Genomic DNA, 25,460 nt, shown 5'->3' on the forward strand with positions numbered 1-25,460 from the left:
CGGCGGTGCGTTGCGTGCGGTTGCGGGTGTTCAGCCCAGCGGCGCCACGTCCGCCGGGCAGTGCAGCCGCCGGGTGTGGTCCACTACCCGCACGGTTCCGGTCAGGCTAACACCGGCCGTACCGCGGATGTCGGCACTCGATGCTCCGAGCCGCAGCTCCAGGTCACCGGGCTCCACAATCCGCTGCCCGTCCCGCCCGGTGAAGGACGCGGCGTCGGCCGGAACCGTAAACCGCACCCTCGCCGCTTCTCCGGCGCGCAGCGGGACCCGGGCGAACCCGGCCAGCCGCTGCACCGGACGCACTACCGAGGCCACCGGATCGTGCAGGTAGAGTTGGACGATCTCGACGCCGTCGCGCCCGCCGGTGTTGGCCACTGTCACGGAAACGGAGGTTTCGCCGTCGACGCCGAACTCCGCCGGACCGTCCAGGGCGATATCCGTCCAGTCGAAACTGCTGTAGCCCAGCCCGTGGCCGAACGCGAAGGCAGGTGTCGGGTCGATGCTGGACACGTCGCTCAGCTGCGCGAGCGGAGCGGCCAGATACGTGGACGGCTGCGCACCGGGGGACGCGGGAACACTGACCGGCAGCCGGCCGCTGGGATTCACCCTGCCGCTCAGCACACCGGCAATCGCCGGTCCGCCCTCTTCACCGGGGAAGAACGCATGCACAATCGCGGCGGCTTCCGTGGCGGCGCGGCCCAGGGCATAGGGGCGTCCGGTGAGCAGCACCAGCACCACGGGTTTGCCGGTGTCCAGCAGTTCATCCAGCAGCTGCTGCTGCACCCCGGGCAGGACCAGCGACTCGGTGTCGCAGCCTTCGCCGCTGGTGCCGCGTCCGAAGAGACCGGACCGGTCACCCAGCACAGCCACGACGACGTCGGCGTCCCGGGCGGCGGTCAGCGCGTCGGCGAATCCGTCCGTCTCGGGGCCGTCCACGCTGCAGCCGGTGGTCACGGTGAGGGAGCTGTCCGGGAACTCGCCGCGCAGCGACGCCGCGACGGTTGGCAGCTCGATTCCCGCCGCCACCTCCGGGTGCTGCACACCAACGTGGGCGGGGAAGGAGTAGCAGCCGAGGAACGCCATCGGGTTGTCGGCATTGGGTCCGACGACGGCGATCCGCCCCGGCGCTGCGAGCGGCAGGATTCCGTTGTTGGCGGTGAGGATCAGTGCCTGTTCGGCGACCTCGGCCGCCAGGGACCGGTTCTCCGGCCGGTCCAGGTCCACCGAACCCAGGACGCCGGACGAGTCCGTGAGGTCCACTCCGGCCAGGGCCGAGGGCACCGGGGACCAGTCCGGGTCCAGCAGCCCGAGTTCGACCTTCTGGGTCAGGACCCGCAGCAGTGCGGTGTCGATGACGGATTCGTCCAGCCGCCCGGACTCCAGTTCCGCGATGAGGTGTTCGCCGAACGCATCCACGGTGGGCAGTTCCACGTCCACGCCGGCGGTCAGCGCGGCTGCAGCGGCCTCGCCGAGTGAACCGGCCACGCGGTGCAGTTCCTTGAGGAAGCTGATCCCGAAATAGTCGGCCACCACCGTGCCGTCGAAACCCCACGTCTCGCGCAGCAGGCCGGTGAGCAGCGAGCGGTCCGCAGCGGAGGGGACGCCGTCGACGTCGGTATAAGCGTGCATCACCGAGCGCACCCCGGATTCCCGTACGGCCATTTCGAACGGCACCAGCAGTACGTCCGCGCGTTCGCGTGCACCGACGGACACCGGCGCCAGGTTGCGGCCGGCCTTGGACGCCGAGTAGCCGACAAAGTGCTTTAACGTGGCCACCACGCCCGCGCCTTCGAGCCCGCGGATGTAGGCCGAAGCGATGCTGCCCACCAGATAGGGGTCTTCGCCGATGGTCTCCTCCACCCGGCCCCAGCGGGCGTCGCGGACGACGTCGAGCACTGGAGCGAGTCCCTGATGCACGCCGACCGAGCGCATGTCGGTGCCGATGGCCGCACCGATCCGGCCGATCAGCTCCGGGTTGAACGTGGCACCCCAGGACAGCGGCACCGGATACGCCGTGGCACCCCAGGCCGCGAACCCGGCCAGGCATTCCTCATGCGCCATGGCCGGGATGCCGAACCGGTTGGACTCGGCGATCCGCTGCTGGGTGCGCATCAGGGACAGGGCGCCCATACCGGCGTCGACCGGCAGGGTGCCGAAGGGCCGGGTGAGCTGGCCCAGCCCGTTCGGCAGGAGCTCCTCCAGCGGCGCCGGTTCCTTCATGTCGTGCTGGTGGGGTGCTACCTGGCCGCCTTCGTTGGACGCACCCACCCAGACGCCGAAGAGCTGGGCCACCTTTTCCCGCAGTGTCATCTGCTCGGCCAGCCGGGCGGCGCGCTCGCGGGCGGTCAGGGAGGTGTCCCGCCAGGGGAGGTGCTGAACTGTTGTTTCTGTCATGTCTACTTTCCGCCAACGCCCATAAGGCCCTGGACCAGTGCGCGGCGCGCAAAGAGGTACACCAGCAGGACGGGAATCATGGAGAGCATCACTGCGGCGAGGATGCCCGGCACGTTGATGCCGTACTGGGTTTGGAAGTTGAAGAGGCCAAGCGTGATCACCTTGGTGGATTCCGACTGGGTCAGGATCAGCGGGAGCAGGAACCCGTTCCAGCCCTGCAGTGCGGCGAACACTGCGATCGTGGACAGGCCGCCTTTGGACAGCGGCAGCACCAGGCGCAGGAAGGTACGTGTGGTGGACGCTCCGTCCACGGACATGGCTTCGTAGAGTTCGGGCGTGATGTCCCGCATGGTCCCGGAGAGGATCAGCGTGCAGATCGGCAGCGCGAACGCGGCCGTGGGCAGGATGATGCCGAGCAGGGTGTCATACAGGCCCACCGAGTTGATCAGGTAGAACATCGGCACAATCACTGCCTGGACCGGAATGGCCAGCCCGAGCAGGAAGAACCGGAAGATCAGCGTGGTGGAGCGGGACTGGCTGCGCACGATTGCGTAGGACAGCGGCGGCACCACCAGCAGGACAATGCCCACCACGCCGGCCGTGACAATGAAGGTGTTCAGGAAGTACTTGCCGAACCCGCTGTCGAAGACCATCAGGAAGTTCTCGAAGGTCAGGCTGGTGGGTACGGACAGCGGGCCGTTGGCGCTGAACTCGGGGCGGGTCTGCACGCTGGCGGCCACCATGACATACAGCGGCAGGGCTACGATCAGGAGCCAGACGGTGACCGCAGCTCCGGCAATGTAATTGGGGCGGGTACGCATCAGACTCCCTCCATGGTGCTGCGCATTTTGTCGTAGCCGGAAACCTTCACCATGATCAGTGAGATGGCGGTGGCCACCACCACCAGGACCAGGGCAATGGCGGAGCCCATGCCGAAGTTGTAGCGGCGGAAGGCTTCCTCATACATGTAGAAGGCGGTGATGGTGGTGTCCGTTCCGGGTCCGCCGTTGGTCAGGATCAGCACCGTCTCGAAGGTGGTCAGGCCGCCGACCACCATCAGGATCACCGAGGTGATGATGCTGTTGCGCAGCTGCGGGAGCGTAATGGAAAAGAACTGGCGCACCCGTCCGGCGCCGTCGATTTCCGCGGCCTGGTACAGCACCGGCGGAACCGATTTGGCGGCGCCCTGGTAGATCAGCGTGTGGAAGGGGGTGAACTGCCACATGCCCACGAAGATGATCACGCCGATGGCGGTGGACTGGTTGCCAAAGAGGTTCCCGTCCCCGAACAGCCACTTGAGCTGTGCGGGAACACCGAAGTTCGGATCCAGCAGCGCACGCCACAGCACCGAGATGGCTGCGGAGGAGAGCAGCAGGGGGAGGAAGAAGATGGCGCTGAGCACGGCGCGGTTGCGCTGCGGGCCAGCGGCCCAGACACCGAGCAGGATGCTCACCGGAGTCTGGGTGGCAACACCCAGCACAATGAACAGCACGCTGAGCCACAGGCTCTTGAGCATCACCGAATCGCCGGCGAGCGTTTCCCAGTTCTCGGTGCCGACAAACTTCGGGTCGCCCAGCCCGGTCCAGGTCATAAAGGACAGGACGACGACGGCGATCAGCGGCACCACGGCGAAAAGCAGGAAAAAGACGGTTGCGGGCAGGGTCCAGGCGACGCCCGGACGGTTCAGCCGGGCCCGGCCGGCCCGCACCGGACGACCCTTGGCGGGGTTGTCCGGTGCGGCCGGAGGCCGGGGTGGAAGCAGAGTGGTCATGGTCTCGGCAATCGGTCCGGCTATTTCTTCAACGACTGCATGGCTTCAATGAAGCCGTCTTCGTCGATGCTTCCGGCGAAGAAGTCGGCAACAGCACTGTGGATGGTGGGTGTTGCGGCCGGCGGGTAGGCCTGGTCCCAGGACAGCTGGAAGTTAGGCGCATCCTGCACCAGTCCGAACTGGAAGCGGGCGTAGTCCGGGTTGGTCGCCTGGTCCAGGAAGCCCTCGGTGCTGGTGGTGGTGGGCAGGTTGCCGATGGCCATCTGCTCCTGGACAAATTCGTCCGAGTACATCAGCTTCAGGAAGTCGCGTGCGGCTTCCGGGTAGCGGGTGTCCTTGAGGACGGAGTAGTAGTTGTTGGTGTTGCCGACCAGGTTGGCAGGATCTCCCTTGCCTCCCTCGATCTCGGGGAATTCGCTCCAGCCCAGGCCGCTGGCTGCGAACTCGGGGTTGACGTCCTGGATGGTGGAGTACTCCCAGGAGCCCATCAGTTCGAAGCCGGCCTGGCCGGTGGAGAGCAGGGTGTGGGAGCCGCCGTCGGTGAACTTCACGGACTGGAAGTTGGTGCCGAACGCCCCGGTGTCCACGAGTTCGCGCAGCATGCCCAGCGATTCGCGGCTTTCTTCGGAATCCCAGACGTCGGTGTCGCCGTCGATAGCGGACTGGAAGAGTTCCGGTCCGGCTACGCGGTCATAGACGTAGGAGAACCACATCTGGGTGGGCCATTCGTCGCCGCCGCCGAGGGCGATCGGGGTCTTGCCTGCAGCCTTGAGCTTCTCGACGGCGTCGAGCAGTTCGTCCCAGGTCTGCGGTGCTTCCTCGATGCCTGCCGAGGCGAGCACTTCCTTGTTGTGGAAGAGCATCACGGGCTGGGTGCCGCGCATCGGCACACCGTACGGGGTGTCGTCGACCGTGGCGACGTCGAACACCGAGGGAAGGAAGGCGTCCTTGAGCTTCGGATCCTCCTCGATGAAGTCATCCAGCGGCATCAGCAGGTCTGCGTCCACGAAGTCCTGGATACTGCCTCCGCCCCAGTTGAAGAAGATGTCCGGTGCTGCGTCGGTGCTCATGACCGTCTGCAGCTTCTGCTGGTATTCGGCGCCGGGGATGGTGTCCAGCACCACCTTCACGTCGGAGGTCTCGTTGAAGCGTTCGACCATGGCGGATTCGACGTCGTTGCTCGCGTCTCCGTAAACGAGGACATGGATCTCATTTTCGGGACGGTCCGAGGCAGCGGAGTCGCCGCCTCCACAGCCGGCCAGGGTGAGGCTGAGCGCCAGTATGCCGGCGGCAGCCAGGACCGGGGTCCGGGACGAGGGTTTGTTCATCGTTGAACACCTTCCGAAAGTTTCGGTATATTGGTCGAAAGTTACTAGATGCCGTCAGCATAAGATGCACATAATGTGATGCGCAACACTTTTCCAATAAACTGTTGTCCCGCATTGCTTCGAACCCCGAAGGACTACCTATGCAGTCATCACTGCCGCAGAACCCGGTCACGCTGGCCGACCTGGCGTCCGAGGCCGAGGTTTCACTTTCGACAGTTTCGAAAGTTCTCAACGGGAGGACGGACGTTTCGCGGAAAACACGCGCGAAAGTCGAGGCGTTGCTGGAGGAGCACGGCTACCGCCGTAAGGGTGGGGCCAAGTCGCGGCTGCTGGAACTGGTGTTCCACGAACTCGAAAGCGCCTGGGCACTGGAGATTATCCGCGGCGTGGAAAACATTGCCCGCGAGAAGGGCCTGAGCGTGGTCCTGACGGAGAGCGGTACCCGGCACGCGCCGTCGCCCGAGTGGGTGGAAGGTGTGATCGCCCGCCGGCCGGTCGGCGTCGTTCTGGTTTTCTCCGACCTGGCGCAGGACTCGCGCCGGCAGCTCGAAGCGCGGTCCATCCCGTTTGTAATCATCGATCCGGCGGGGGACCCGGCTCCGGACGTGCCGTCCGTCGGATCGGCAAACTGGTCCGGAGGCATGATGGCCACCCGCCATCTGATCGATCTGGGGCACACCCGGATTGCTGCGATCACGGGGCCGGAGGACATGATGTGTTCGCTGGCCCGGATTGACGGCTACCGATCTGCGCTGAACAACGCCTCCCTGCCGTTGGACCGGGATCTGATCCGGTACGGAAACTTCCACGTCGACGGCGGCCGCGACCACGCTCTGGAACTGCTTAGCCTTCCGGACCGTCCCACTGCCATTTTTGCCGGCAGCGACCTGCAGGCGCTGGGGGTTCTCGACGCCGCCCGGCAGCTGGGCATTAGCGTCCCGGATGAGCTTTCGATTGTGGGGTACGACGATCTGCAGGTGGCGCAGTGGTCCAGTCCTGCGCTGACCACGGTGCATCAGCCGCTGATTGAGATGGCCGAGGAAGCTGCCCGGATGGCTGTTCGCTTGTTCGAGGGGGAGCGGCCAAACAACCTGCGCCTGGACCTGGCCACCTCGTTGGTGGTGCGGCAGAGCACTGCTCGGGTGCCTGCGGCCGTGGGTTCGTCTGGCTAGGTTCGGTTCGCTTGGCCGGCCCGTGCCGAGCACGCTTGGAACGGGAGGCGAGCACGCTTGGGACGGGCGCTGGTTCCAGCCGGAGGCCGGATTGCCCATGGTTTGTCCGACTAAAGTCCATCCGACCAAGTCCGTTCGCCCAGTATCGGTCCGCGTGACCGAAGCCCGTCGGTTCGGAGGCACGCTTTCTGCACGCCCGTCAATCTGCACGCCCCCCAAAACGGTGGTGCCTGTTCCGGCTGGGACTGTTCATGGTCCGTTCGCCCACGGTCCGGGTCCGGCGCTGGACGCGGCGGGTCGAGTTCCAGGAAGGGCTCGGTCCGATAGACCCGTCCGGTCGGCGAAGTCCACTCGATTACCCCGGGTTCGGGCTGGCACGCTTTCCAGAAGCCCAGGGTCTTGAACCGGTGGTGCCGTCGGCACAGATGTTCCAGGTTTCCGTGGTCGGTGGGACCCCCGCGGGCCCAGTCGATGGTGTGGTCAATGTCCGCGTTCGCGGTGCTGACCCGGCAACCGGGGAACCTACAGGTTCCGTCCCTTGCGCGGAGCCAGCGGCGAAGCCCGGCTGGGACTTTTCTGCGCCGTCCCACCCCGAGGATTTCCCCTGTCTGTGGGTCCTGGGCGAGTCCGGTCCATCCGACGGCATTGCGGGCGAGCCTGCGGGCTTCTTCGGCGCTGATGGGGCCGTAGCCGTGCAGTTCCGCGGGCTGGTCGTCGGCTCCGAAGAGGGTTTCGGCGCTGATCAGCACCATGATTTCGGTCCGAGGGACGATTCCCTCGTCCGGTCCTGATCCCACGTCCGCTCTGGCGTCTATATCGGGGTTGCCTTCCATCTTGGGGCTGCCTTCTATATTGGGACTGCCTTCCGGGCCGCCGTCAAAACCGAGGTTTCCCTCGTACCGGGTGGCTGCGCCAGTGTCATTGCCGGTGTGGACGGTGCCGGGTCGGACTCCGGTCGCGTTTCGGGTTCCGGCTTCGCCTCGGGTTCCGGCCGTCGCGAAAAGTCTCCGGCTGCCGCCCATCAGCAGCTGCGCCAGAATGTCCGCACGCAACTGATCCGTGCTCCGGGAATCCCCTCCCGCCTGCTCGCCTCGGGCCGCAGTGCTGAGAGCGGTATAGATCTGCTGCGCTTCCGCGGCCCGGAGGTGGGCTGAGAGGCAGGACATGCCGTCCTCTTCCCGGTCCAAGGTGACCATGCGCTGCTCGAAAGCGGTCAGGTGCCGTTTGCTGACGGTCTCCGGGAACTTCTTTTCGCGCAGCCGCCGGGCCTTGGCCGAGAACTGCGCCCGCGTCTGACCTTCCGCAGCCTTCAACAGGTCCGCCTCGAACGCTGGCAGTTTCGAGTCAGGAACGTACTGACACTGATCCAGGACCACCTGCGCATGCTGGTACGAAAACCGCCCCTCCTCCAAGCCGGCCAGGGTCGCCGTATGGGTGCCGCACAGCTGCCCGGCCTCGCTCAGCATCCGCTGACCGGTCACCTGCGGAACATTCAGAATGGCTGCACATTCGGCCGCCGCGAGGCTGAAAGCGATCCCCGGTTTATCCCACTCCGACGGGTCGAAGAAGTTGTCCCGGAAGATTTGCTCCATCCGGTTCAATAGGTTGGCCCGCTGCGCCTGCCCCCAGGAAATCAAATGCTCCACCCGGACCAAGGCCTCACCAACCATGGCTTCATCAAAGGCTTCAAGGTTCTGCAGCGCCAACGTCCCGGTGAAACCGTCCGGGTAGGCCTCAACAGGATCGACACCGGAATCCGCGGAGCCGGAGGTACACTCGCCAGCGACTCCGGCAGACGCTCGCGCCGCAAGTTGCGCCCGGTATACGGACAAAGTTATCGAAGAGCAGGGCGCATTTGCTTCACCAGGCTGCCCCTCCGGCTGCTGGTCTTTAGTGCCTGGCTCTTCGGTTGTCGGTTCGGTATTCCCGAGCTGATCCATACCTCAGGATTTCATCCGGCACTGACATTTCCGGGTCCAAACCAGCCCCTAAATGGGTTCCCCGGAAATCAAAAATACCTGTCTTTTCTGCAGCACTACCTACCCCCGGGAACCTGGCTCCGAAAAGCGTTCGCCGGGGGAGCCCTCAACGCCTCGGCACCGATATCTCAGCACCCAGGTTCGACGGATCACCTGATCATGGCTAAGGTCAGCGGGACCGATCCACCGGAGAGAGCCTTGCCAAAACACCCTGCGCCTGAACCGCCGGACCACCCTTCAGACGGCGACCCGGCGCCATCAGCCCGCAGGCGGTGAAAGGATTTCCACCCGGTTTCCGAACGGGTCCTTGCAGTGGAACCGCTCGTAACCCTCGAAGGTGTACCGGTCAGTCCAGGAGACCTCGAAGCCGCCCGTTGAAATCCGGGCACCCAACTCCTCGAGCTCCTTAGCTGATTCCAGCAGCAGGGCCGGGTGCGCCTTCTTGGCAGGAACAAAGGGGGAGTCCACTCCCGCATGAATCTCCGCCACGACGGCATCGCCGTCGAACGCCCGGAACCAGCAGCCGCCCCGGCCGGCGAGCGACGGCGGCTTGTCCACCTCAGTCAGTCCCAGTGCCTCACCGTAAAATCGCCGGGCCTGGTCCTCCCCGCCCTTGGGTATTGAAACCTGTACATGGTGCAGCCGCATGAATCCCCCGAGTCTCGACTGATTGCAGTAACGAAACCGATTGTGCCAGAGGGCGCCGTTGACCGGTTTCGGGACCGGTTTCAGACTGGGAGCAGCACGTCCGCCATCCGAGCCATCGCGCCCCCGCCAGCCGAGCCACCGAGCCCCCGCCACCGAGCCACCAACCGAAGGTGCTTCCCATGGACAAGAACTTCCTGAACTACCCGGACTGGCAGGCCACCGCCGACACCCTGCACCTCTACCTGCAGGTGGCGGGCAAGGTGAAACTGGAACGCAGCTACCCCGAACCGGAATGGGGCCACGTGCGGATGCCCCTCACCGTCCAGGGCATCGGTACCGGCATCATGCCGGGACCGGATACGAACTTCGAAATTTACTTCAACCTGCGCCAGCATCATGTGGATGTGCAGAACACCAACTACATCCGCACCCGGATCGAACTCAGCGACGGCCTCAGTGTGGCGGACTTCTACCGCCAGCTGATGGGGGCGCTGGAATTCATCGAGGCGCCCACCTCCATCAACACCGACCCGCAGGAATTCTACGATCCGGTGCCTTTCGACGCCGATACCAAGCACTCCACGTATGACAAACATGCGGTGGAGCTCTTCCTGGACAACCTGCACTTCGCCCATCGAAGCCTTGAACAGTTCCTCGGGCCGGTGCGCGGAAAGGTCTTCGCGCCGTCGTACTGGTTCGGCACCATGGACCTTTCCGGAACCATCTTCAGCGGCCAATCGGAGCCGTACCCGGGAAACGGAGTGATTGCCGTGAACTGCTTTGACGAGCGGTTCTGCGAATTCGGCTTCTGGCCCGGCGACCCGTCCTCCACGGATCCCGCGTTCTACGTGATGCCCTATCCGTTCCTCTCCAACATCGGCAGCTACGGCACCATGCTGGCTCCGGCAAAGGCACAATTCCTCACCCGATCCAGCGAATTCATCCTTACGCTCAAGGACGCCTTCTCCTATGACGATCCACAGCAGGCCGTGGTGGACTTCTGCCGCACGAGCTTCGACATAGTGCAGCGGCTGGATCCGTGGGACGACATCGACTGGATCACCGAACCGCTGACCTACTGACGGCAGGTCGGCGTCGGTTGGATCTGCGGCTAGTGACGCAGCATACTGCCGGAGATGGAACAATCACCTGTGAGCTACCTCATTGGCGAGGGTGCCCGACAAGGGGGAAACGATGGACGCGCGGGATGAACAGGCGCTTGACGCGGTCAAGCTCTACTACGGAACCGGACTTTCGCAGGGCGAGGTTGCCCAGCGGCTAGGGCTGTCGCGTCCGACTGTTTCCAAGCTCATCCAACACGGCAAGGACCGAGGGTACGTCTCCATCCAGATCCATGATCCGCGGGAGCAGGAATCCTCGCTGGCTACGGAGCTGTGCAAGGCCTTCGGCCTCTCCGCCGTCCGCCTCGCCGTCGTGCCGGAGAGCGGACCCGACGCCCTGGTGGGGGAGCTCGGCAAGGTAGGCGCGGCACTGCTGGCCGAGAATGTCCGTGACGGCGACTCGGTGGGTGTCACCTGGGGTCAGACGATGTACGCCGTGGCGCGGAACCTTCAGCGCCAGGAGCGCCGCGGGGTGGAAATCATCCAGCTCAAGGGCGGGGTGTCCTACACCACCCGGGCCACCAACGACTTCGAGACCATCACCCTGTTCTGCAATGCCTTCGGTGCCTTTGCCCGGACCCTGCCGCTGCCGGTGATTTTCGACAGCGTGGAGGTCAAGCGGCTCGTGGAGAGGGAGGAGCACATCCGGAGGGTCATCGAGATGGGCCGGGAGTCCGACGTCGCCGTCTTCACCGTGGGTGCAATCCGTCCGGACGCCATGCTGTTCAATCTTGGCTACCTCAGCGAGACGGAGGAAGCCGGCATTGCTGCGCACGCCGTCGGGGATATCTGCTCACGCTTTTTCGACGACGACGGGAACCCCTGCGTCCCGCAGCTGGATGAGCGGACGGTCGGCATCACGCTGCAGGACCTGCGCAGGGTGCCCACCCGCCTCATGGTCGCCGGCGGCGAGCACAAGGCAACGGCTATCGAAGCCGCACTGCGTTCCGGATATGCGACCCATCTGGTGATCGATCAGGACACCGCCCGGCAGGTACTGCGGATGACCAGGCAGCGCGCTGCGTCCTAGTCGAATTTGCGGAAAATATGTCAATAGTTGGTTTGACATGTGTTCCGAGCCACTTCTACAGTGAGTGAAAACCCTCAATGAGGAGGCTCACATGTCGAAGATTTCGCAACTCATCGATCACACCCTGCTTGCCCCGACGGCAACAGCCACGCAGATCGACACCCTGGTCCAGGAGGCCGTTGAACACGGGTTCAAGACGGTCTGCGTCAACCCGGCCTGGGTCAGCCGGGCCCGCCGTGCCTTAGAAGGAACCCCGGTCGGTGTGTGCACCGTCGTCGGCTTCCCGCTCGGCGCATCCACCACGGCCGTAAAGGTTTTCGAAACCACCGACGCCGTCACCAACGGAGCGCACGAGGTGGACATGGTCATCAACATCGGCTGGGCACTCGCCGGCCAGTGGGATGACATTGAAGCGGAAATCCGCGCCGTCGTCGACGCCGCCGGATCCCAGGTACTGGTCAAGGTCATCCTCGAGACCTGCCTGCTGACTGCGGAACAGACCGCGGAAGCCTCGCGCCGCTCCGTCGCCGCGGGCGCGGACTTCGTCAAGACCTCCACCGGCTTCTCCAAGCACGGCGCCACCGTCGAAGCCGTGCGGCTGATGCGGGAAACAGTGGGACCCGACCTTGGCGTCAAGGCCTCCGGCGGTGTCCGCACGCCCGAGGATCTCGCCCGGATGGTGGAAGCCGGTGCCAGCCGCATCGGAGCCTCCGCCGGCGCAGCCATCCTGGCGGGGAGCACCATCTAATGCTCTTCAAGACGTCAGCCGTCCAGCAGCCGGACGGCTACCTCAGCCGTATCCCGTGGTTCCAGTTCCTCTTGATCTCCCTGTGCTTCCCCCTGTGGGGCGCCGCGGCAAGCCTGAACGACATCCTCATCACACAGTTCAAGTCAGTGTTCACCCTTTCGGACCTGGCCACCGCCTTCGTCCAGTCGGCGTTCTACGGCGGCTACTTCGTCATCGCGATTCCCGCCTCCCGCATCATTCGCCGGTTCACGTACAAGACCGGCATCCTGATCGGCCTCGGCGTCTACATCGTCGGCTGCGCGGCATTCTTCCCCGCCTCGCACATGGCCACTTACAGCATGTTCCTGGTGGCGCTGTTTGCCATCGCCATCGGTCTGAGCTTCCTGGAAACGGCCGGCAACACGTACTCCACCATGCTTGGCCCGAAGCCCACTTCGACGCTCCGGCTCAACATCTCCCAGACCTTCACGCCGCTGGGTTCCATCCTGGGCATCCTGCTGGGCAAGTACCTTGTCTTTACCGACGGCGACACCCTGGACGCGCAGATGGCCGGCATGACCATGGAGGAGAAAACAGCCTTCAGCGCCGAAATGCTGCAGCGGACCCTGCTGCCGTACCGCTACATCATCATGATCCTGGTGGTGGTCTTCATCGTGGTGGCGCTGACCAAGTTCCCGCACTGCAAGCCGCTGGGTGACCGGACGCATCTGGCCACTGCCCGCGTGGGGGAGACCCTGGCCTACCTGGCCCGCAACAAGGAATTCCTGCGCGGCATCTTCGCCCAGTTCATGTACGTGGGTATGCAGACCGCGGTGTGGTCCTTCACCATCCGGCTGGCACTGAACCTGGATGATTCCATCAACGAACGCGATGCCACCAACTACATGGTGTTCGCCTTTGCCGCCTTCTTCCTCGGCAAGGTCGTCGCCAACTTCCTGATTGCCCGCTTTGACGTCAACGCCGTCCTGATGGGCTTTGCCGCCCTCGGCAGCCTGGCCCTGGTGTACGTCATGCTGGTTCCGAACATCACCGCGGTCTGGGCCGCAGTGCTGGTCTCAGGTCTCTTCGGTCCCTGCTGGGCCACCATCTTCGGCCGCACGCTGGACACCATCACGGACAAGCGCCACCAGGAAACCGGCGGCGCCGTGCTGGTGATGGCCATTGTCGGCGGAGCAGTCATCCCCGTGGTCCAGGGCCTGGTCTCGGATGCTTCCGGCTCCCTGCAGTTCTCCTTCATTGTGTCCGTGGTCTGCTTCCTGGTGGTCCTGCTGCACTTCGGCCGCCTGCGCCGGCTAACCGGGCGCACCATCAGCACGGAAAAGGAAGCCGAGTATGTTTCGCATTAACCTGGCCCGGTCCGCTTTCTCCGCGGTCCCGGTAACCCTGGCCGAATCGGACGAATTCACGGTCACGGGTATCCGGTACCCCTCCGGCGTCGAGTCCGTCACCGTGGCCAACTCCCGCGGCCGGGTGGAAGTCCTGCCGTTCCTGGGGCAGATGGTCTGGGATGCGGAGTTCGACGGCGTGAGCCTGCGGATGGATTCGCCCTTCCGGCAGCCCTATCCCGCCACTTTGATCGAAGACACCTACGGCTGCTTCGCCTTCCACTCCGGACTGCTCGCCGCCGGTTGCCCGTCGCCGGAGGATAACCACCCGCTGCACGGGGAGTTCCCGTGCGCGGTCTTCGACGAAGCCTGGCTCGAAATCGACACTGACTCCGTGGCCGTCTCCGGACGCCATGAATTCGTCAAGGGATTCGGTGACCACTACGAGGCAGTTCCCGCCGTCCGCCTCCGGGCCGGTTCGGCCATGTTCGACATCGACCTGTCCGTGACCAACCTGTCCGCAGTACGCACCATGCCGCTGCAGTACATGTGCCACATGAACTACGCCTACTCGGACGGGGCGCGGATGACGCAGTCCCTGCCCGACGGCGCGTTCGCACTGCGCGGGACCGTGCCGGCGCACGTCTTCCCGACGCCGGAGTGGACGGTCCTGAACGAGGCCATCCGCAGCGGGCAGGTAGCCGCGGACGTGCTGGATGCTGCCCAGGGGTATGACCCGGAGATCGTGTTCCTCGCCGATGACCTGCCCGCGTACGGGCAGGACCTGGAGTTCCGGCTCGAACGCACCGACGGCATTACTTTCTGCACCCGCTTCTCCAGTGCCGACTTCCCGGTGGCCACCCGGTGGCTGCTGCACAACCCGGATCAGCGGGTGGCGTCATTTGTCCTGCCCGGTACCTCCCGGCCCGAAGGATTCCTCGCCGCGAAGGCAGCGGGAACGTTGATTGAACTGGCACCTGGAGCGTCCCGCTCCTTCCACGTCAGTACCGGCATTACAGAGGAGGCGTAAGCCCGTTGGATATTGCAGTGATCGGCTCAAACATGGTGGACCTGGTGTCCTATCTCAGCCGCATGCCGGACGAAGGCGAGACGGTCGAGGCCTGGGACTTCCAGATGGGCTGCGGCGGCAAGGGAGCCAACCAGGCCATGGCTGCCGCCCGCATGGGCTCCTCGGTCCTGATGCTTACCCGGATCGGCAATGACGCGTTTGGCGAAACCACTCGGCGCAACTTCGAAGCCAACGGCATCGACACCACCTACGTCCTGGAGACCGAGGCCACCAGCGGCGTCGCGCCCATCTTCGTGGATGACAACTCACGCAACTCGATAGTCATCGCCAAGGGCGCCAACGCCTTCCTGACACCGGCGGACATCGAGGATGCAGCCGAGGCGATCGCCCAGTGCACCCTGATCGTGCTGCAGCTGGAGGTCAACCTCGAGACGGTTTATGCGGCCATCGACTTCGGCAACCGGCACGGCATTCCCGTCCTGCTGAACCCCGCTCCGGCCACGCCGGAGCTGGACTTTGCGCAGGTGGCAAAGTGCGACTACTTTGTACCCAACGAAACCGAGCTGGCCCTGCTCACCGGCATGCCGGTGGAAACCCTTGACCAGGTGCAGGCCGCGGCCGGAACCATCCTGGACCACGGCGTCAAGAACGTCATTGTCACCATGGGCTCGCGCGGGGTCCTGTGGCTCTCGGCCGCCGGACCCGTCCTGGTTGAAGGCCGGACCGTCCCCGCGCTGGATACAACGGGCGCCGGCGATGCGTTCATCGGCTGCTTCAGCCACTGCTTGGTGGAATCGGGAGACGTCCCTGCGTCGTTGGCCACGGCCAATGCCTACGCTGCGGATTCCGTCACCCGGCGCGGCACTCAGACCTCCTACGCCACGCGCGAGCAGTTCGAAAAAACGGGCGCCTAAGGAGCGGTGGGGGGATTCGCCTGAACCCGGGGCATGCTGACATACTGTTGGTAAACCCGATTTGAAGGCGGATCCCTCCATGTCACCCCGCAAACTGTTCCGCACCCTCGCCCTGGCCGAAGCCGTAACCTGGACCCTGCTCCTGATCGGCATGTTCGCCAAGTACGTGCTGGATTTTGAGCCCCTGACGCCGATCTTCGGCGGCCTGCACGGCTTCGTTTTCCTGGCCTACGGCGTGGTCACCCTCTTTGTCTGGGCCAACCAGAAATGGCCGGCCCGCACCGGCATCCTCGGCCTGGCCACCACAGTGATCCCGTGGGCCACCATTCCCTTCGAGAAGTCGGTGGACCGCCGCGGCATGCTGAACGGCGGCTGGCGGATGGCCCCCGGGGGCGAAGAGCCCACCAACGGCGTGGACCGGATCGCCGCCCTCGTGCTGCGCCGACCCGTCGCCGCCGGGATTGTGGCCCTGGTCGCCGTGGCTGTGGTCTTCACCGTCCTGCTCTACCTCGGCCCGCCCGTCCCTAAGGGGTAAGCGTCCCTAAGGGGTAAGCGTCCCGAAGGGGTAAGGATCCCGAACGGTAACCGCTAGGACTCGGCGGCGAGCGGGGCGGCGGACCCGCCGGAGCTCGGCGCGGCACTGCGACGCAGCCGACGCCGCCCCGGACGGTTGGAGCCGCCGCCGCGGTACGCCGTCGTCGCCGTGGCCAGGATCAGGACAATCAGGACGGCACAGCCGATGATGACCGAAACCATGGCCATGGCCCCGCCGCCGAGAATGCCGACCAGCGGGCTGATGATTCCGGCCAGGCCCACCTGCAGGGCACCGATCAGTGCCGCGGCGCTGCCGGCCATGTGCCCGTAGTCGTTCAGGGCCAGCACGGACGAGTTCGAGGCAATGAAGCCGTGCATGGCCAGGACCAGCCACAGTCCGGCGGTCAGGCCGGCGACGCCGCCGAGACCGGTCAGCACAATCACCGGCAGCAGTACGGTCAGCCCCAGCAGCAGGATGACGGCCAGCCGCAGGATACCCATGGGGGAGTAGCGGCCCACGAGCCAGGCATTGAGCTGTGCGGAAATGACCATGCCTACGCCGTTGATCGCGAACACCGCGGCGTACTGTGCCGGGCTGAGTCCGTACTCATCCTGGAAGACGAACGGCGAGCCCACCACGTAACTCATGATCACAGCCATGCCCAGGCCGGGAATGGTGGCCAGGGCCAGGAACTGCCGGTCCTTCAGCAGGACCCGGAAGCCGCTGAAGGTACTGGCACCGCCCTTGGTCCGGCGCCGTTCCGGCGGCAGCGTTTCGGGCATCCACTTCAGCACGATCGCTCCGAGGACCACGCCGATCAGCGCCAGGGCAAGGAACACCGCCCGCCAGTTCCAGAGCCCGGAAACGGCCTGCCCGATGCTGGGTGCCAGCAGCGGTGCCAGGCCGATGATCAGCATCAGCCGGGAAAGCATCGCGGCGGCGGAGGAGCCGGTGAACCGGTCGCGGACCACGGCCAGGGCCACCACGCCGGCGGCAGCGTTGAAGAAGCCCTGCAGCAGGCGCAGCACAATCAGCGCGCCGATGTTGGGCGCCAGGAAGCACAGCAGCGAAACCACCACATGCAGGGCAATGCCGATGATCAGCGGCAGCCGCCGGCCGAAGCGGTCGGAGAACGGTCCGATGACCAACTGCCCGACGGCGGCGCCGAGCAGGGTGCCGGAGAGCGTGAACTGCGCGGCGGCGGCGCTGGTGTGCAGGTCCTCGGCGACCTCCGGCAGGGCCGGCAGGTACATGTCGGTGGTCACTGCCGGAAGGGCGGCCAGGGCGCCGAGCATCAGGATGTACTTGATGCTCGTGCGGGTCGCAGTGCGGTTTCGTGTTCCGGTTTCGGGCGGGGTATCGCTCACAGGCACTCCTGGTGCGGTTGTATGTTTCTAAATTCTAGGGGTGGCGTACGCCGGCACCGGCCAGCACGGCGCGGTAGCCTTCCCGGTACGTGGGGTAGGCGAATTCGAATCCGGTTGCGCGCAGACGCCGGTTGCTCAGCCTGCGGTTGCCGCTGCGGCTGCTGGACGTGTCGCCCGCCGGCGGGAGTTCGCGGCCGAGCTCGGCAGCCAGGAAACCCAGCACCTCAGCCAGCTCCACCGGCTCCATATCCACTCCAACATACAGCGGCGCGGGAGGGGAAACCCGGGTGGTCAGGTGCACGATGGCCGCGGCGGCGTCGTCCCGGTGGATGCGGTTGGTCAGCTGGGTTCCGGCGGGTACGACGGCGGTTCCGACGTTCACGGAATCGATCAGCCGGGTGCGTCCCGGCCCGTAGATGCCGGACAGCCGCAGCACCACCGCATCGGGGCGGCGGTTGTGCAGCAGCTGCTCCGCCTCGAGGATGACGGCACCGGTGGCCGACGCCGGGCGGGCCGGGGTTCCCTCGTCCACCTCGCCGCCGTCGGCATCGCCGTACACCGCAGTGGAGGAAACGAACAGGATGCGGTGCGGCTCCACGCCGTCGCGCTCAAGCGCGTTCAGGACGTTGGCGGTGCCGGTGACGTAGGCGGCACGGTAGGCCTCCTCGGTCCGCTGATCGGCGGCCACCGCAATAACGACGACGTCGGTGTCCGCAGGAATGCGCGGCAGGTCGCCGGTCAGGTCCACCGCCTGTCCGGCGATTTGCTTCGGCAGTTTCTCCGGGGAGCGCCGCCATCCGAGCACGGAAAAGCCGGCCGCAGCAAACCGCAGGCAGGCCTCCGTGCCCAGATCGCCGCAGCCGGCGATCAGGACTGTCATGTTCTATTCAGCCAGGGCGGAGATGACGGCCTTGGCCACATCCTCGCTGGACTGGGGGTTCTGGCCCGAGATCAGGTTCCGGTCGCGGACCACGTAGCTGGTCCAGGCGGGACCGGTTTCAACCACGGCGCCCTTGTTCCGGAGCACTTCCTCCACGAACCAGGGGGTGTTCTCGCCAGTGCCGCCGTTAAGCTCCTCCTCGTCCGTGAAGACGGTGAGCTTGCGGCCGGAGAAGATGAACTCGCCGTCCGCGGTTTCGGCGGCCAGCAGGCCGGCCGGGCCGTGGCAGAACGGGGCAATGATCTTGCCCGCGGCGTCCGCCTCAATGAGGATCCGGCCCATGTCCTTGTCGAACGCCAGGTCCGCCATGGGACCGTGCCCGCCCGGCATCACCACGGCGTCGTACTCTGACGCGTCTGCATCGGCGAGCACCAGCGGCGAGGAGAGCTCGGCGTCAATGTACGCGATGTACTGGGTGAAGGCAGCGGCCTTTTCCGGGCTGCCGGCGGACTCGGGTGCCAGGGACACCTGATCCACGGTGGGCTTCACGCCTCCGGGGGTGGCGATGCGGACCGTGTGTCCGGCTTCGCGGAGCACCCGGTGGGATTCAACCAGTTCCTCGGCCCAGTAGCCGGTGGGGTGTTCGCTGCCGTCCTTCATGGTGAGGGAGTCTGCTGCGGATACAACCATCAGGATATTTGCCATGCGTTCTTTTTTCCTTTGCTTGGCGGGAAAAGCGGAAAGTGTTGTTACTTGGCCGGTGCTGCGGCGGCGCCGGCGGCGTCCAGCTCAGCGAAGGTGGCGTCGTCGAGCTGGACGTCTGCGGCACCCAGGTTGTCCTCGAGGTGGCCGATGGAGCCGGTGCCCGGGATCGGCATCATGACCGGGGAGCGGCGAAGCAGCCAGGCCAGGGCAACCTGCGAGGTGCTGGCATTCAAGCGCTTGGCGGCTTCGTCCACGGGGCCGCCCGGCTGGGCCAGTTCGCCGGCGGAGATCGGGGCCCACGGGATGAAGCCGATGCCGTTGTCCTCGGCGTACTTCAGCACGTCCTCGGAGGAACGGTCGGTGAGGTTGTAGCGGTTCTGCACGGTGGAGACGGTGAAGAACTTCGATGCGGCTTCCAGTTCGGCAACGGAGACCTGGGACAGGCCGAGTGCCTTCACCTTGCCCTCCTGCTGGAGGTCGCGCAGCACGGCGAACTGCTCTTCGGGATCGACCTTGGGGTCAATGCGGTGCAATTGCAGCAGGTCCAGGGAATCGACCTTCAGCTTGCGCAGCGAAAGTTCGGTCTGCTGGCGGAGGTATTCGGGCCGGCCCACCGGTACCCAGACGTCCGGGCCGGTACGGACGAAGCCGACCTTGGTGGCGATGCGGACGCCGTCCGGGTAGGGGTACAGCGCTTCGGCGATGATTTCTTCGCTGATGTTCGGTCCGTAGGAGTCGGCGGTGTCGATGAAGTCAACGCCCAGCTCGACGGCGCGGCGGACCACGTCGACGGCGGTTCCGCGGCTTTCCGGCTCGCCCCAGATACCGGGTCCCACAATCCGCATGGCCCCAAAGCCCAGACGGTGTACGGTGCCGAGATCCTTGAGGTCGATGGTGGGGGACAGGGCGGGAGAGTTTTCCGTCGTATCAGTCATACAGGCGTCAACAAGGCCTGTCGCCGGGTTTATTCCTCAGCAGCCTTAGTTCGGGGCCGACGGCCGGTGCTGCGCGGACAGCCGGGGCCCGGAAGGCGGCCTTCCGGACCCTGTTGTCCGGACTCCCGGGGTGGGCTACCTTGTACCCACCGTGGCAGGGCATTCGAAGCTTCCGCCTGCGGATACCGCAGCAGCAACCCCTGCAGCAAACACAGAGAGGTGTTGGCGATGACAAAGACATCCGCCCAGGTGGACACCGGGCTGTACATCAACGGCGAGTCCCGGAGGACGCAGGAAACCCTGGCGGTCGCCGATCCTGGCCGGCCCGGGCAGGTGGCGGGCCACGCAGCGGCTGCGTCGCCGGAGGACGTGGCGGACGCCGTCGGTGCCGCGAAGGCGGCCTTTCCCGCCTGGTCCGCACTGTCGGCGCAGGAACGGGCGGCACGGATGGCCGACGCAATTGCGGGCATCGCCGACCTGCGGGATGAGGACGCGGCCATCCTGTCCCGTGAAAACGGCAAGATCGTTATGGAGAGCTGGGTGGACGCCCTCGTTTTCGAGCTCCGCTGGCAGCTTGCCCTGTCCCTGGCTGATCAGGTGGACCAGGACGGGATCCTCGAACCGGCGCCGGGCATCCCCGTGACCACCAGCGTGTCCTACCAGCCGCTGGGCGTAGTCACGGTGATTGTGCCCTTCAACTGGCCGGTCGCAATCCTCGGCGCGTCCCTGCCCCACGCCCTGCTGGCCGGGAACACCGCCATCGTCAAACCGCCGCCCACCGCGCCGCTGGCAACCACCCGGATTGTGCAGCGCGTTGCCGAGAAACTGCCGCCGGGAGTGCTGAACGTGGTCACCGGCCGGGACAGCGACATGTCCGGCCTGATCCGGAACGACGACGTGGCCAAGGTCTGCTTCACCGGCAGCGTCAACGGCGGCAAACGCATCATGGAAATGGCTTCCGGGTCCCTGACCCGGGTCACCCTCGAGCTCGGGGGAAACGATGCGGCCATCATCCTTGACGATGCCCTGCTGGACGACACCCGGCTGGACCGGCTCCATGCCGCTGTCTTCGATACAACGGGCCAAATCTGCATGAACGCCAAGCGGATCTACGTTCACCGGTCCCGCATGGAGGAACTGGTGCAGGGACTGTCCGCCCGGCTGGAAAACGCTGTCATCGGCTACGGCCTCGACGAAGGTACAACCATGGGGCCGCTGCATTCCCCGGCGCAGAAAGCCTTCGTCGAAGACCTCATCCAGGAGGCAGAGGGTGCCGGCGCCGAGGTCCGCCGGTTCGGCACCCTGCCCGAGGGTCCGGACCTGCGGGACGGCAACTTCCTGCGCCCGGCACTGGTCCTTGATCCGCCGCCGGAACTGCGTGTGGTCACCGAGGAGCAGTTCGGGCCCGTGATCCCGATCATTCCGTTTGATTCCGAGGACGAAGCCATTGCCTGGGCGAACGACAGTTGGGCCGGGCTCTGCGGCTCGGTCTGGACCGAGGACCCGGCCAGGGCCAACGCGGTCGGTTCGCGCCTGGCCTGCGGCTACGTGTGGGTCAACGACCACGGAGCAACCCGATTGGACCTTCGTGCCCCGTTCGGCGGCATGAAGCAGTCCGGCATGGGCCGCGAACAGGGAATCCAGGGCGTCCGGGCTTTCCAAGACACCCGATCCATTGCCCACCTTGACGAGGCTGCAGCCGCCGCTGCGCACTGACGTTCGCGAAAGGAACCGAAGATGTCCCCGAATTCCCTGCAGGAGGTTCTGGACGCGTCCGGAAACACCGTGGAGTATCTGCGCAACGTCCAGGTGGGCGCTTATGTCTACCCGGTCGTCGCTGCCGAGTTCACCAACTGGCGCAACGAGGTGAGGGCCTGGCGCGAATCGGCAGTGCTGTTTGACCAGTCCCACCACATGGATAACCTGACCATTTCCGGGCCGGGAGCCCTGCAGTTGATGTCCGATACCGCCATCAACTCGATGAAGGACTTTCCCGTCAGCCGCGCCAAGCAATATGTTCCCGTCACCCCCTACGGACACGTCATCGGGGACGGAATCCTGTTTCGGGAAGCCGAGGAGGAGTTCGTTTTTGTCGGCCGCTCACCTGCTGTGAACTGGCTGCTCTACAACGCTGAGCAAGGGGGATACGACGTCGAGCTGAGGACCGACCGGCGCTCGCCGTCGCGTCCCATGGGCAAGCCCGTGTTCAGGGACAACTGGCGGCTGCAGATCCAGGGACCGCGCGCCTGGGACGTCATTGAGAAAGTGAACGGCGGCCCGTTGGAGCAGCTGAAGTTTTTCTCCATGGGCTCCATGTCCGTGGGCGGAACCCGGGTACGGACCCTGCGCCACGGCATGGCGGGAGCACCCGGACTGGAGCTCTGGGGCCCGTACGAGGATTACGACCGGATCCGGGACACCATCCTCGCAGCCGGCGCGGAGTTCGGGCTTGAGCCTGCCGGTGCGCGGGCCTACTCCTGCAACACCCTGGAATCCGGGTGGATCCCGTCACCCCTGCCCGGCATCTACAGCGGGGAGGAGCTGGCAGGCTATCGCAGGTGGCTGGGTGCAGACAGCTTCGAAGCCAACTCCGCCGTGGCCGGGTCCTATGTGCCGGACTCGGTCGAGGAGTACTACACCACCCCCTGGGAACTGGGCTACGGGTCCTTTATCAAGTTCGACCATGACTTCATCGGCCGGGATGCGTTGCAGGCCATGGACCCGCAGGCCCAGCGCCGGAAGGTCACGCTGGCCTGGGACGGCGATGACGTAGCAACCATTCACGCCTCCATGTACCAACAAGAGGAACTGCCCTACAAGTTCTTCGACCTGCCCAATGCCAACTACGGTGCCTCGAATTTCGACACGGTTTTGGACGACTCGGGCCGGATGGTGGGCATTTCCATGTTCACCGGTTACAGCTGGAATGAGAAGCGTCCGCTTTCGCTGGCCGTGGTGAACCCGGACGTGGAGATCGGATCGCGGCTGTCGGTGGTCTGGGGCGAACCGGACGGCGGTACCCGGAAATCCTCGGTGGAACCGCACCGGCAATACAACGTCGGCGTGGACGTCAGTCCGGTGCCGTACTCCGAAGTTGTCCGCAGAACGTACACGGACGGCGGGTGGCGGAAAGCGGCGGCCCTTTAACCGGTTCGACTTAGCCGGTACCGGTTCGACGGACAGCTGCAGTCCGGACTTATCTGCCGAACGAGGACTGAAGCTGTCCGCAGTACTGTTCCGCGCCGTCGTCGGCGGTCCTATGGTCAGGGCCATGGACTGGAAAATCGAGCTCGTTCCCGTGCCGGTGTCCGACGTCGACGCCTCCAAGCGGTTTTACGTAGACCAGGTGGGTTTCAATGATGACTTTGACGAACGCATCGACGAGACCCTGCGCTTTGTGCAGCTGACCCCGCCGGGTTCTGCCTGCTCGGTGGTGATCGGCCCGGGCACCACCGATATGGTTCCCGGCACGCAGCGGATCCAGGTGGTGGTCCCCAGTGCCGCCGACGCCAGGCAGCACCTGGTGGACCACGGCGTGGCGGCCAGCGAGATCACTCCATTGGACTGGGGAACGTTCGTTTATTTCAGTGATCCGGACGGCAACCAGTGGTCACTGCAGGAACTGCCTGCCGTTCCGCCCACCCTGCCGTCGGAGCTGTAGCGGAGGACAACCTGGCGTGCTTGACCTCAACCGCACTTGAGCCTGTTGACTTCGAGCAGCACATCCGGAGCCAACATCCTCAAGGAGCATCACTTTGCAGGCCGAAGACAAGGTCAATACCGGGCCGGACCGCGCCGGTTTCTGGTCCCGCCGTTACCTCCCGACCACGGTAGGGCTTTTCACCCTTGCCTTCCTGTTCGCCTTCGAAGCCCTCGCCGTGGGCACGGTGATGCCGGTGGTCGCGCGGGAGCTGGACGGGCTGTCCCTCTACGGCCTGGCCTTCGGTGCACCGATGGCCACCGCCGTTGTCACCATTGCACTGGCCGGCGGCTGGACCGACGCGCGGGGACCGGCCCCGGCGCTGCGGACCGGCGTTGTGCTGTTCTCCGTGGGCATTCTCGCCGCAGCCCTGGCACCGTCCATGGTGATGCTGGTCCTGGGCCGGTCGCTGCAGGGACTGGGCGCAGGGCTGGCGGGAGTGGCAATGTACGTCGTCATTGCCCGCGCCTACCCGCAGTCCATGCGGGCCAAGGCCTTCACAGTGCTCAGCAGCGGCTGGGTGTTTCCCGCGCTGGTGGGACCGGCCCTTGCCGGCTGGCTGAATGACCTGCTGGGCTGGCGGTCGGTTTTCGGAGCGGCGCCGCTGCTTGCCGTGGCCGCCTACGCGGGCCTTGCCCCGGTGCTCCGGAAGCTGCCGGGGAGCAAAGCCTGGCGTCCGAATTATGTGCGCACCGCATGGGCAGTCCTGGCGGCCGGGGGAGTGCTCGGCATCGGGCTGACCGGAGGCGATGCCACGGGATGGGCGCTGCTGCCGGCCGCAGCCTGTGCGGCACTGGTGCTGCTGGCCGGCCCGCGGCTGCTGCCGCGGCGGACCTGGACCCTGGGCCGCGGCCTGCCGGCAACCATCCTGCTGCGTGGTTTCATCGGAGCGGCCTTTGCCGGAGCGGAGGCCTATCTGCCCCTGGCACTGTCCGTGCACCGGGGGTTCACACCAACGCAGGCCGGACTGCTGCTGACCGTCTCGGCCGTCACCTGGTTTGCCGGATCGCTGGCCGCGGCCAACCTGGCGGTCCTGGCGAACAAGGTGGCGAGGGTCCGTTTGGGGGCGCTCCTCATGGCCGTAGGCATCGGTGCGACGGCGTGGAGCGTGGACCCGCAGATGAGTATCCTGCTGCCCGTGCTGGGCTGGGCAGTTGCGGGCGCCGGCATCGGGATGGCATTCCCTACCCTGTCCGTCCTGATGCTGGACTTTTCCGCAGAGGGGGAGGAAGGCACCAACAGTTCTTCCCTTCAGGTCAACGACAACCTCATCCAGTCGCTGTGGCTGGCCCTGGGCACAGTGGCTTTTGCCCTGATGCTGCCGGTGGCACCGCTGGGTGCGTTCATCGGAGCCTTTGCCAGCGCCGCAGGCCTGGCCGCCGCAGCGCTTGCCCTTTCGGGGCTGCTGGCACCGCGGCGGCCCGCGCAGGCCTAGAGTGCCTAAAGTTCGGCGGCTAGGGCGTTCAGGACCGCGGCCAGATCCGCTTTGCCCTGACCCCAGTCCGTCAACGTGGTGGGAACCGCCGGCGTGCTCGTGGCCACCACGCGCGTTGTGCCGGCGTCGACCGGTTCAAAGGTGAGCACAATGCTGGATCCGAAGGACTTCCAGGTCATTCCGACCGAGAGCTCGGCCCGTTCCTGCCACACCCCGGTGAGCGTCATCGTCGGGAGCCGGTAGGCTGCCCGCTCGACGGCGGGCGGCAAGGCAGCCACGGGCGCGGAGATCAGCAGCTCGCCCCGGCCGCGTGCCCGCTTGGAGGTTATTTCGAGACTGATTGTTTTGGCATTCCCCATGTTCGTCATGCAACAGAGAATAGCGCAGCGGCGACTGCCCGAGGGTCGATCACGAACATCACCTGCAGCAGGCATATCAATCGG

General features: G+C 65.6%; 23 protein-coding genes. 12 read left to right on the forward strand and 11 right to left on the reverse strand.

Annotation, left to right across the window (positions count from 1 at the left end; genetic code table 11):
- Positions 1 to 30: 30 nt before the first annotated feature.
- Genes NNX38_RS13110 through NNX38_RS13125 form a run of 4 tightly spaced genes read right to left on the reverse strand, consistent with a single transcriptional unit; the run spans position 31 to position 5,493 of the window.
- Positions 31 to 2,394, reverse strand: coding sequence for a glycoside hydrolase family 3 N-terminal domain-containing protein (locus NNX38_RS13110; RefSeq protein WP_255798403.1), 2,364 nt, complete (start codon positions 2,392 to 2,394; stop codon positions 31 to 33).
- Positions 2,395 to 2,396: 2 nt separating this feature from the next.
- Positions 2,397 to 3,215, reverse strand: a complete 819-nt coding sequence (locus tag NNX38_RS13115; protein ID WP_255798404.1) for a carbohydrate ABC transporter permease — start codon at positions 3,213 to 3,215, stop codon at positions 2,397 to 2,399.
- On the reverse strand, positions 3,215 to 4,165 hold the full coding sequence (locus tag NNX38_RS13120; RefSeq protein ID WP_255798405.1) for a carbohydrate ABC transporter permease: 951 nt from the start codon (positions 4,163 to 4,165) through the stop codon (positions 3,215 to 3,217). Before NNX38_RS13120 ends, NNX38_RS13115 begins: the two co-directional genes overlap by 1 nt.
- 20 nt (positions 4,166 to 4,185) lie before the next feature.
- Complete coding sequence (locus tag NNX38_RS13125; RefSeq protein WP_255798406.1) at positions 4,186 to 5,493, reverse strand: ABC transporter substrate-binding protein; 1,308 nt, start codon at positions 5,491 to 5,493, stop codon at positions 4,186 to 4,188.
- A 140-nt stretch (positions 5,494 to 5,633) separates the two neighbouring features.
- Between NNX38_RS13125 and NNX38_RS13130 the strand changes: the two genes are divergently transcribed.
- A complete protein-coding gene (locus NNX38_RS13130; protein WP_255798407.1) occupies positions 5,634 to 6,665 on the forward strand; it encodes a LacI family DNA-binding transcriptional regulator in 1,032 nt (343 codons plus the stop codon).
- Positions 6,666 to 6,775: 110 nt separating this feature from the next.
- Here the strand turns inward: NNX38_RS13130 and NNX38_RS13135 are convergent, their stop codons facing one another.
- Together NNX38_RS13135 and NNX38_RS13140 are read right to left on the reverse strand one after the other, a co-directional pair.
- On the reverse strand, positions 6,776 to 8,371 hold the full coding sequence (locus NNX38_RS13135) for an HNH endonuclease signature motif containing protein (protein WP_255798408.1): 1,596 nt from the start codon (positions 8,369 to 8,371) through the stop codon (positions 6,776 to 6,778).
- Positions 8,372 to 8,902: 531 nt separating this feature from the next.
- Complete coding sequence (locus tag NNX38_RS13140; RefSeq protein ID WP_255798409.1) at positions 8,903 to 9,292, reverse strand: VOC family protein; 390 nt, start codon at positions 9,290 to 9,292, stop codon at positions 8,903 to 8,905.
- A 179-nt stretch (positions 9,293 to 9,471) separates the two neighbouring features.
- Between NNX38_RS13140 and NNX38_RS13145 the strand changes: the two genes are divergently transcribed.
- The 7 genes from NNX38_RS13145 (at position 9,472) to NNX38_RS13175 (ending at position 15,995) form a co-directional block, all read left to right on the forward strand.
- The gene (locus tag NNX38_RS13145; protein ID WP_255798410.1) at positions 9,472 to 10,374 is read left to right on the forward strand and encodes a DUF5996 family protein; all 903 of its coding nucleotides are present in this window, start codon (positions 9,472 to 9,474) and stop codon (positions 10,372 to 10,374) included.
- A gap of 112 nt (positions 10,375 to 10,486) precedes the next feature.
- Positions 10,487 to 11,443 carry a sugar-binding transcriptional regulator gene (locus NNX38_RS13150; RefSeq protein ID WP_255798411.1) on the forward strand — a complete coding sequence of 319 codons (957 nt, stop codon included), beginning with the start codon at positions 10,487 to 10,489 and terminating at the stop codon, positions 11,441 to 11,443.
- A 91-nt stretch (positions 11,444 to 11,534) separates the two neighbouring features.
- Entirely contained in the window at positions 11,535 to 12,191 is a 657-nt protein-coding gene (deoC, locus tag NNX38_RS13155; RefSeq protein WP_255798412.1) for a deoxyribose-phosphate aldolase, read from the forward strand.
- Entirely contained in the window at positions 12,191 to 13,537 is a 1,347-nt protein-coding gene (gene fucP / locus NNX38_RS13160; RefSeq protein WP_255798413.1) for an L-fucose:H+ symporter permease, read from the forward strand. Before deoC ends, fucP begins: the two co-directional genes overlap by 1 nt.
- On the forward strand, positions 13,524 to 14,546 hold the full coding sequence (locus NNX38_RS13165; protein WP_255798414.1) for an aldose 1-epimerase family protein: 1,023 nt from the start codon (positions 13,524 to 13,526) through the stop codon (positions 14,544 to 14,546). The genes fucP and NNX38_RS13165 overlap by 14 nt, the downstream gene beginning before the upstream one ends.
- A 5-nt stretch (positions 14,547 to 14,551) precedes the next feature.
- Positions 14,552 to 15,460 carry a ribokinase gene (gene rbsK / locus NNX38_RS13170; protein ID WP_255798415.1) on the forward strand — a complete coding sequence of 303 codons (909 nt, stop codon included), beginning with the start codon at positions 14,552 to 14,554 and terminating at the stop codon, positions 15,458 to 15,460.
- A 79-nt stretch (positions 15,461 to 15,539) separates the two neighbouring features.
- Positions 15,540 to 15,995, forward strand: a complete 456-nt coding sequence (locus NNX38_RS13175; protein ID WP_255798416.1) for a DUF3817 domain-containing protein — start codon at positions 15,540 to 15,542, stop codon at positions 15,993 to 15,995.
- A gap of 53 nt (positions 15,996 to 16,048) precedes the next feature.
- Here NNX38_RS13175 and NNX38_RS13180 read toward each other — a convergent pair whose 3' ends face one another.
- From NNX38_RS13180 to NNX38_RS13195, 4 genes are read right to left on the reverse strand one after another with little or no spacing between them, the layout of a single operon-like run.
- Positions 16,049 to 17,362, reverse strand: coding sequence for a multidrug effflux MFS transporter (locus tag NNX38_RS13180; protein ID WP_255798417.1), 1,314 nt, complete (start codon positions 17,360 to 17,362; stop codon positions 16,049 to 16,051).
- A gap of 34 nt (positions 17,363 to 17,396) precedes the next feature.
- Positions 17,397 to 18,242, reverse strand: coding sequence for an NAD-dependent epimerase/dehydratase family protein (locus tag NNX38_RS13185; protein ID WP_255798418.1), 846 nt, complete (start codon positions 18,240 to 18,242; stop codon positions 17,397 to 17,399).
- A 3-nt stretch (positions 18,243 to 18,245) separates the two neighbouring features.
- Positions 18,246 to 18,947 carry a type 1 glutamine amidotransferase domain-containing protein gene (locus NNX38_RS13190; protein WP_255798419.1) on the reverse strand — a complete coding sequence of 234 codons (702 nt, stop codon included), beginning with the start codon at positions 18,945 to 18,947 and terminating at the stop codon, positions 18,246 to 18,248.
- 44 nt (positions 18,948 to 18,991) lie between these two features.
- Positions 18,992 to 19,882: an aldo/keto reductase gene (locus NNX38_RS13195; RefSeq protein ID WP_255798420.1), complete on the reverse strand. Its 891-nt coding sequence runs from the start codon at positions 19,880 to 19,882 to the stop codon at positions 18,992 to 18,994.
- A gap of 228 nt (positions 19,883 to 20,110) precedes the next feature.
- On the opposite strand from NNX38_RS13195, the gene NNX38_RS13200 reads away from it, so the two are divergent.
- From NNX38_RS13200 to NNX38_RS13215, 4 genes are all read left to right on the forward strand, one after another.
- Positions 20,111 to 21,598, forward strand: a complete 1,488-nt coding sequence (locus NNX38_RS13200) for an aldehyde dehydrogenase family protein (RefSeq protein ID WP_255798421.1) — start codon at positions 20,111 to 20,113, stop codon at positions 21,596 to 21,598.
- A 21-nt stretch (positions 21,599 to 21,619) separates the two neighbouring features.
- Positions 21,620 to 23,029 (forward strand): aminomethyl transferase family protein, encoded by a 1,410-nt coding sequence (locus tag NNX38_RS13205; protein ID WP_255798422.1) that lies wholly within the window; start codon positions 21,620 to 21,622, stop codon positions 23,027 to 23,029.
- 124 nt (positions 23,030 to 23,153) lie between these two features.
- Entirely contained in the window at positions 23,154 to 23,543 is a 390-nt protein-coding gene (locus NNX38_RS13210; RefSeq protein ID WP_255798423.1) for a VOC family protein, read from the forward strand.
- A gap of 94 nt (positions 23,544 to 23,637) precedes the next feature.
- Positions 23,638 to 25,017, forward strand: coding sequence for an MFS transporter (locus NNX38_RS13215; protein WP_255798424.1), 1,380 nt, complete (start codon positions 23,638 to 23,640; stop codon positions 25,015 to 25,017).
- Between the two features lie 5 nt (positions 25,018 to 25,022).
- Here the strand turns inward: NNX38_RS13215 and NNX38_RS13220 are convergent, their stop codons facing one another.
- Positions 25,023 to 25,385, reverse strand: a complete 363-nt coding sequence (locus tag NNX38_RS13220) for a hypothetical protein (RefSeq protein ID WP_255798425.1) — start codon at positions 25,383 to 25,385, stop codon at positions 25,023 to 25,025.
- Between the last annotated feature and the right edge of the window lie 75 nt (positions 25,386 to 25,460).

The sequence above is a fragment of the Arthrobacter sp. zg-Y238 genome, assembly GCF_024385525.1.
Classification (GTDB): Bacteria; Actinomycetota; Actinomycetes; order Actinomycetales; family Micrococcaceae; genus Arthrobacter_B; species Arthrobacter_B jinronghuae.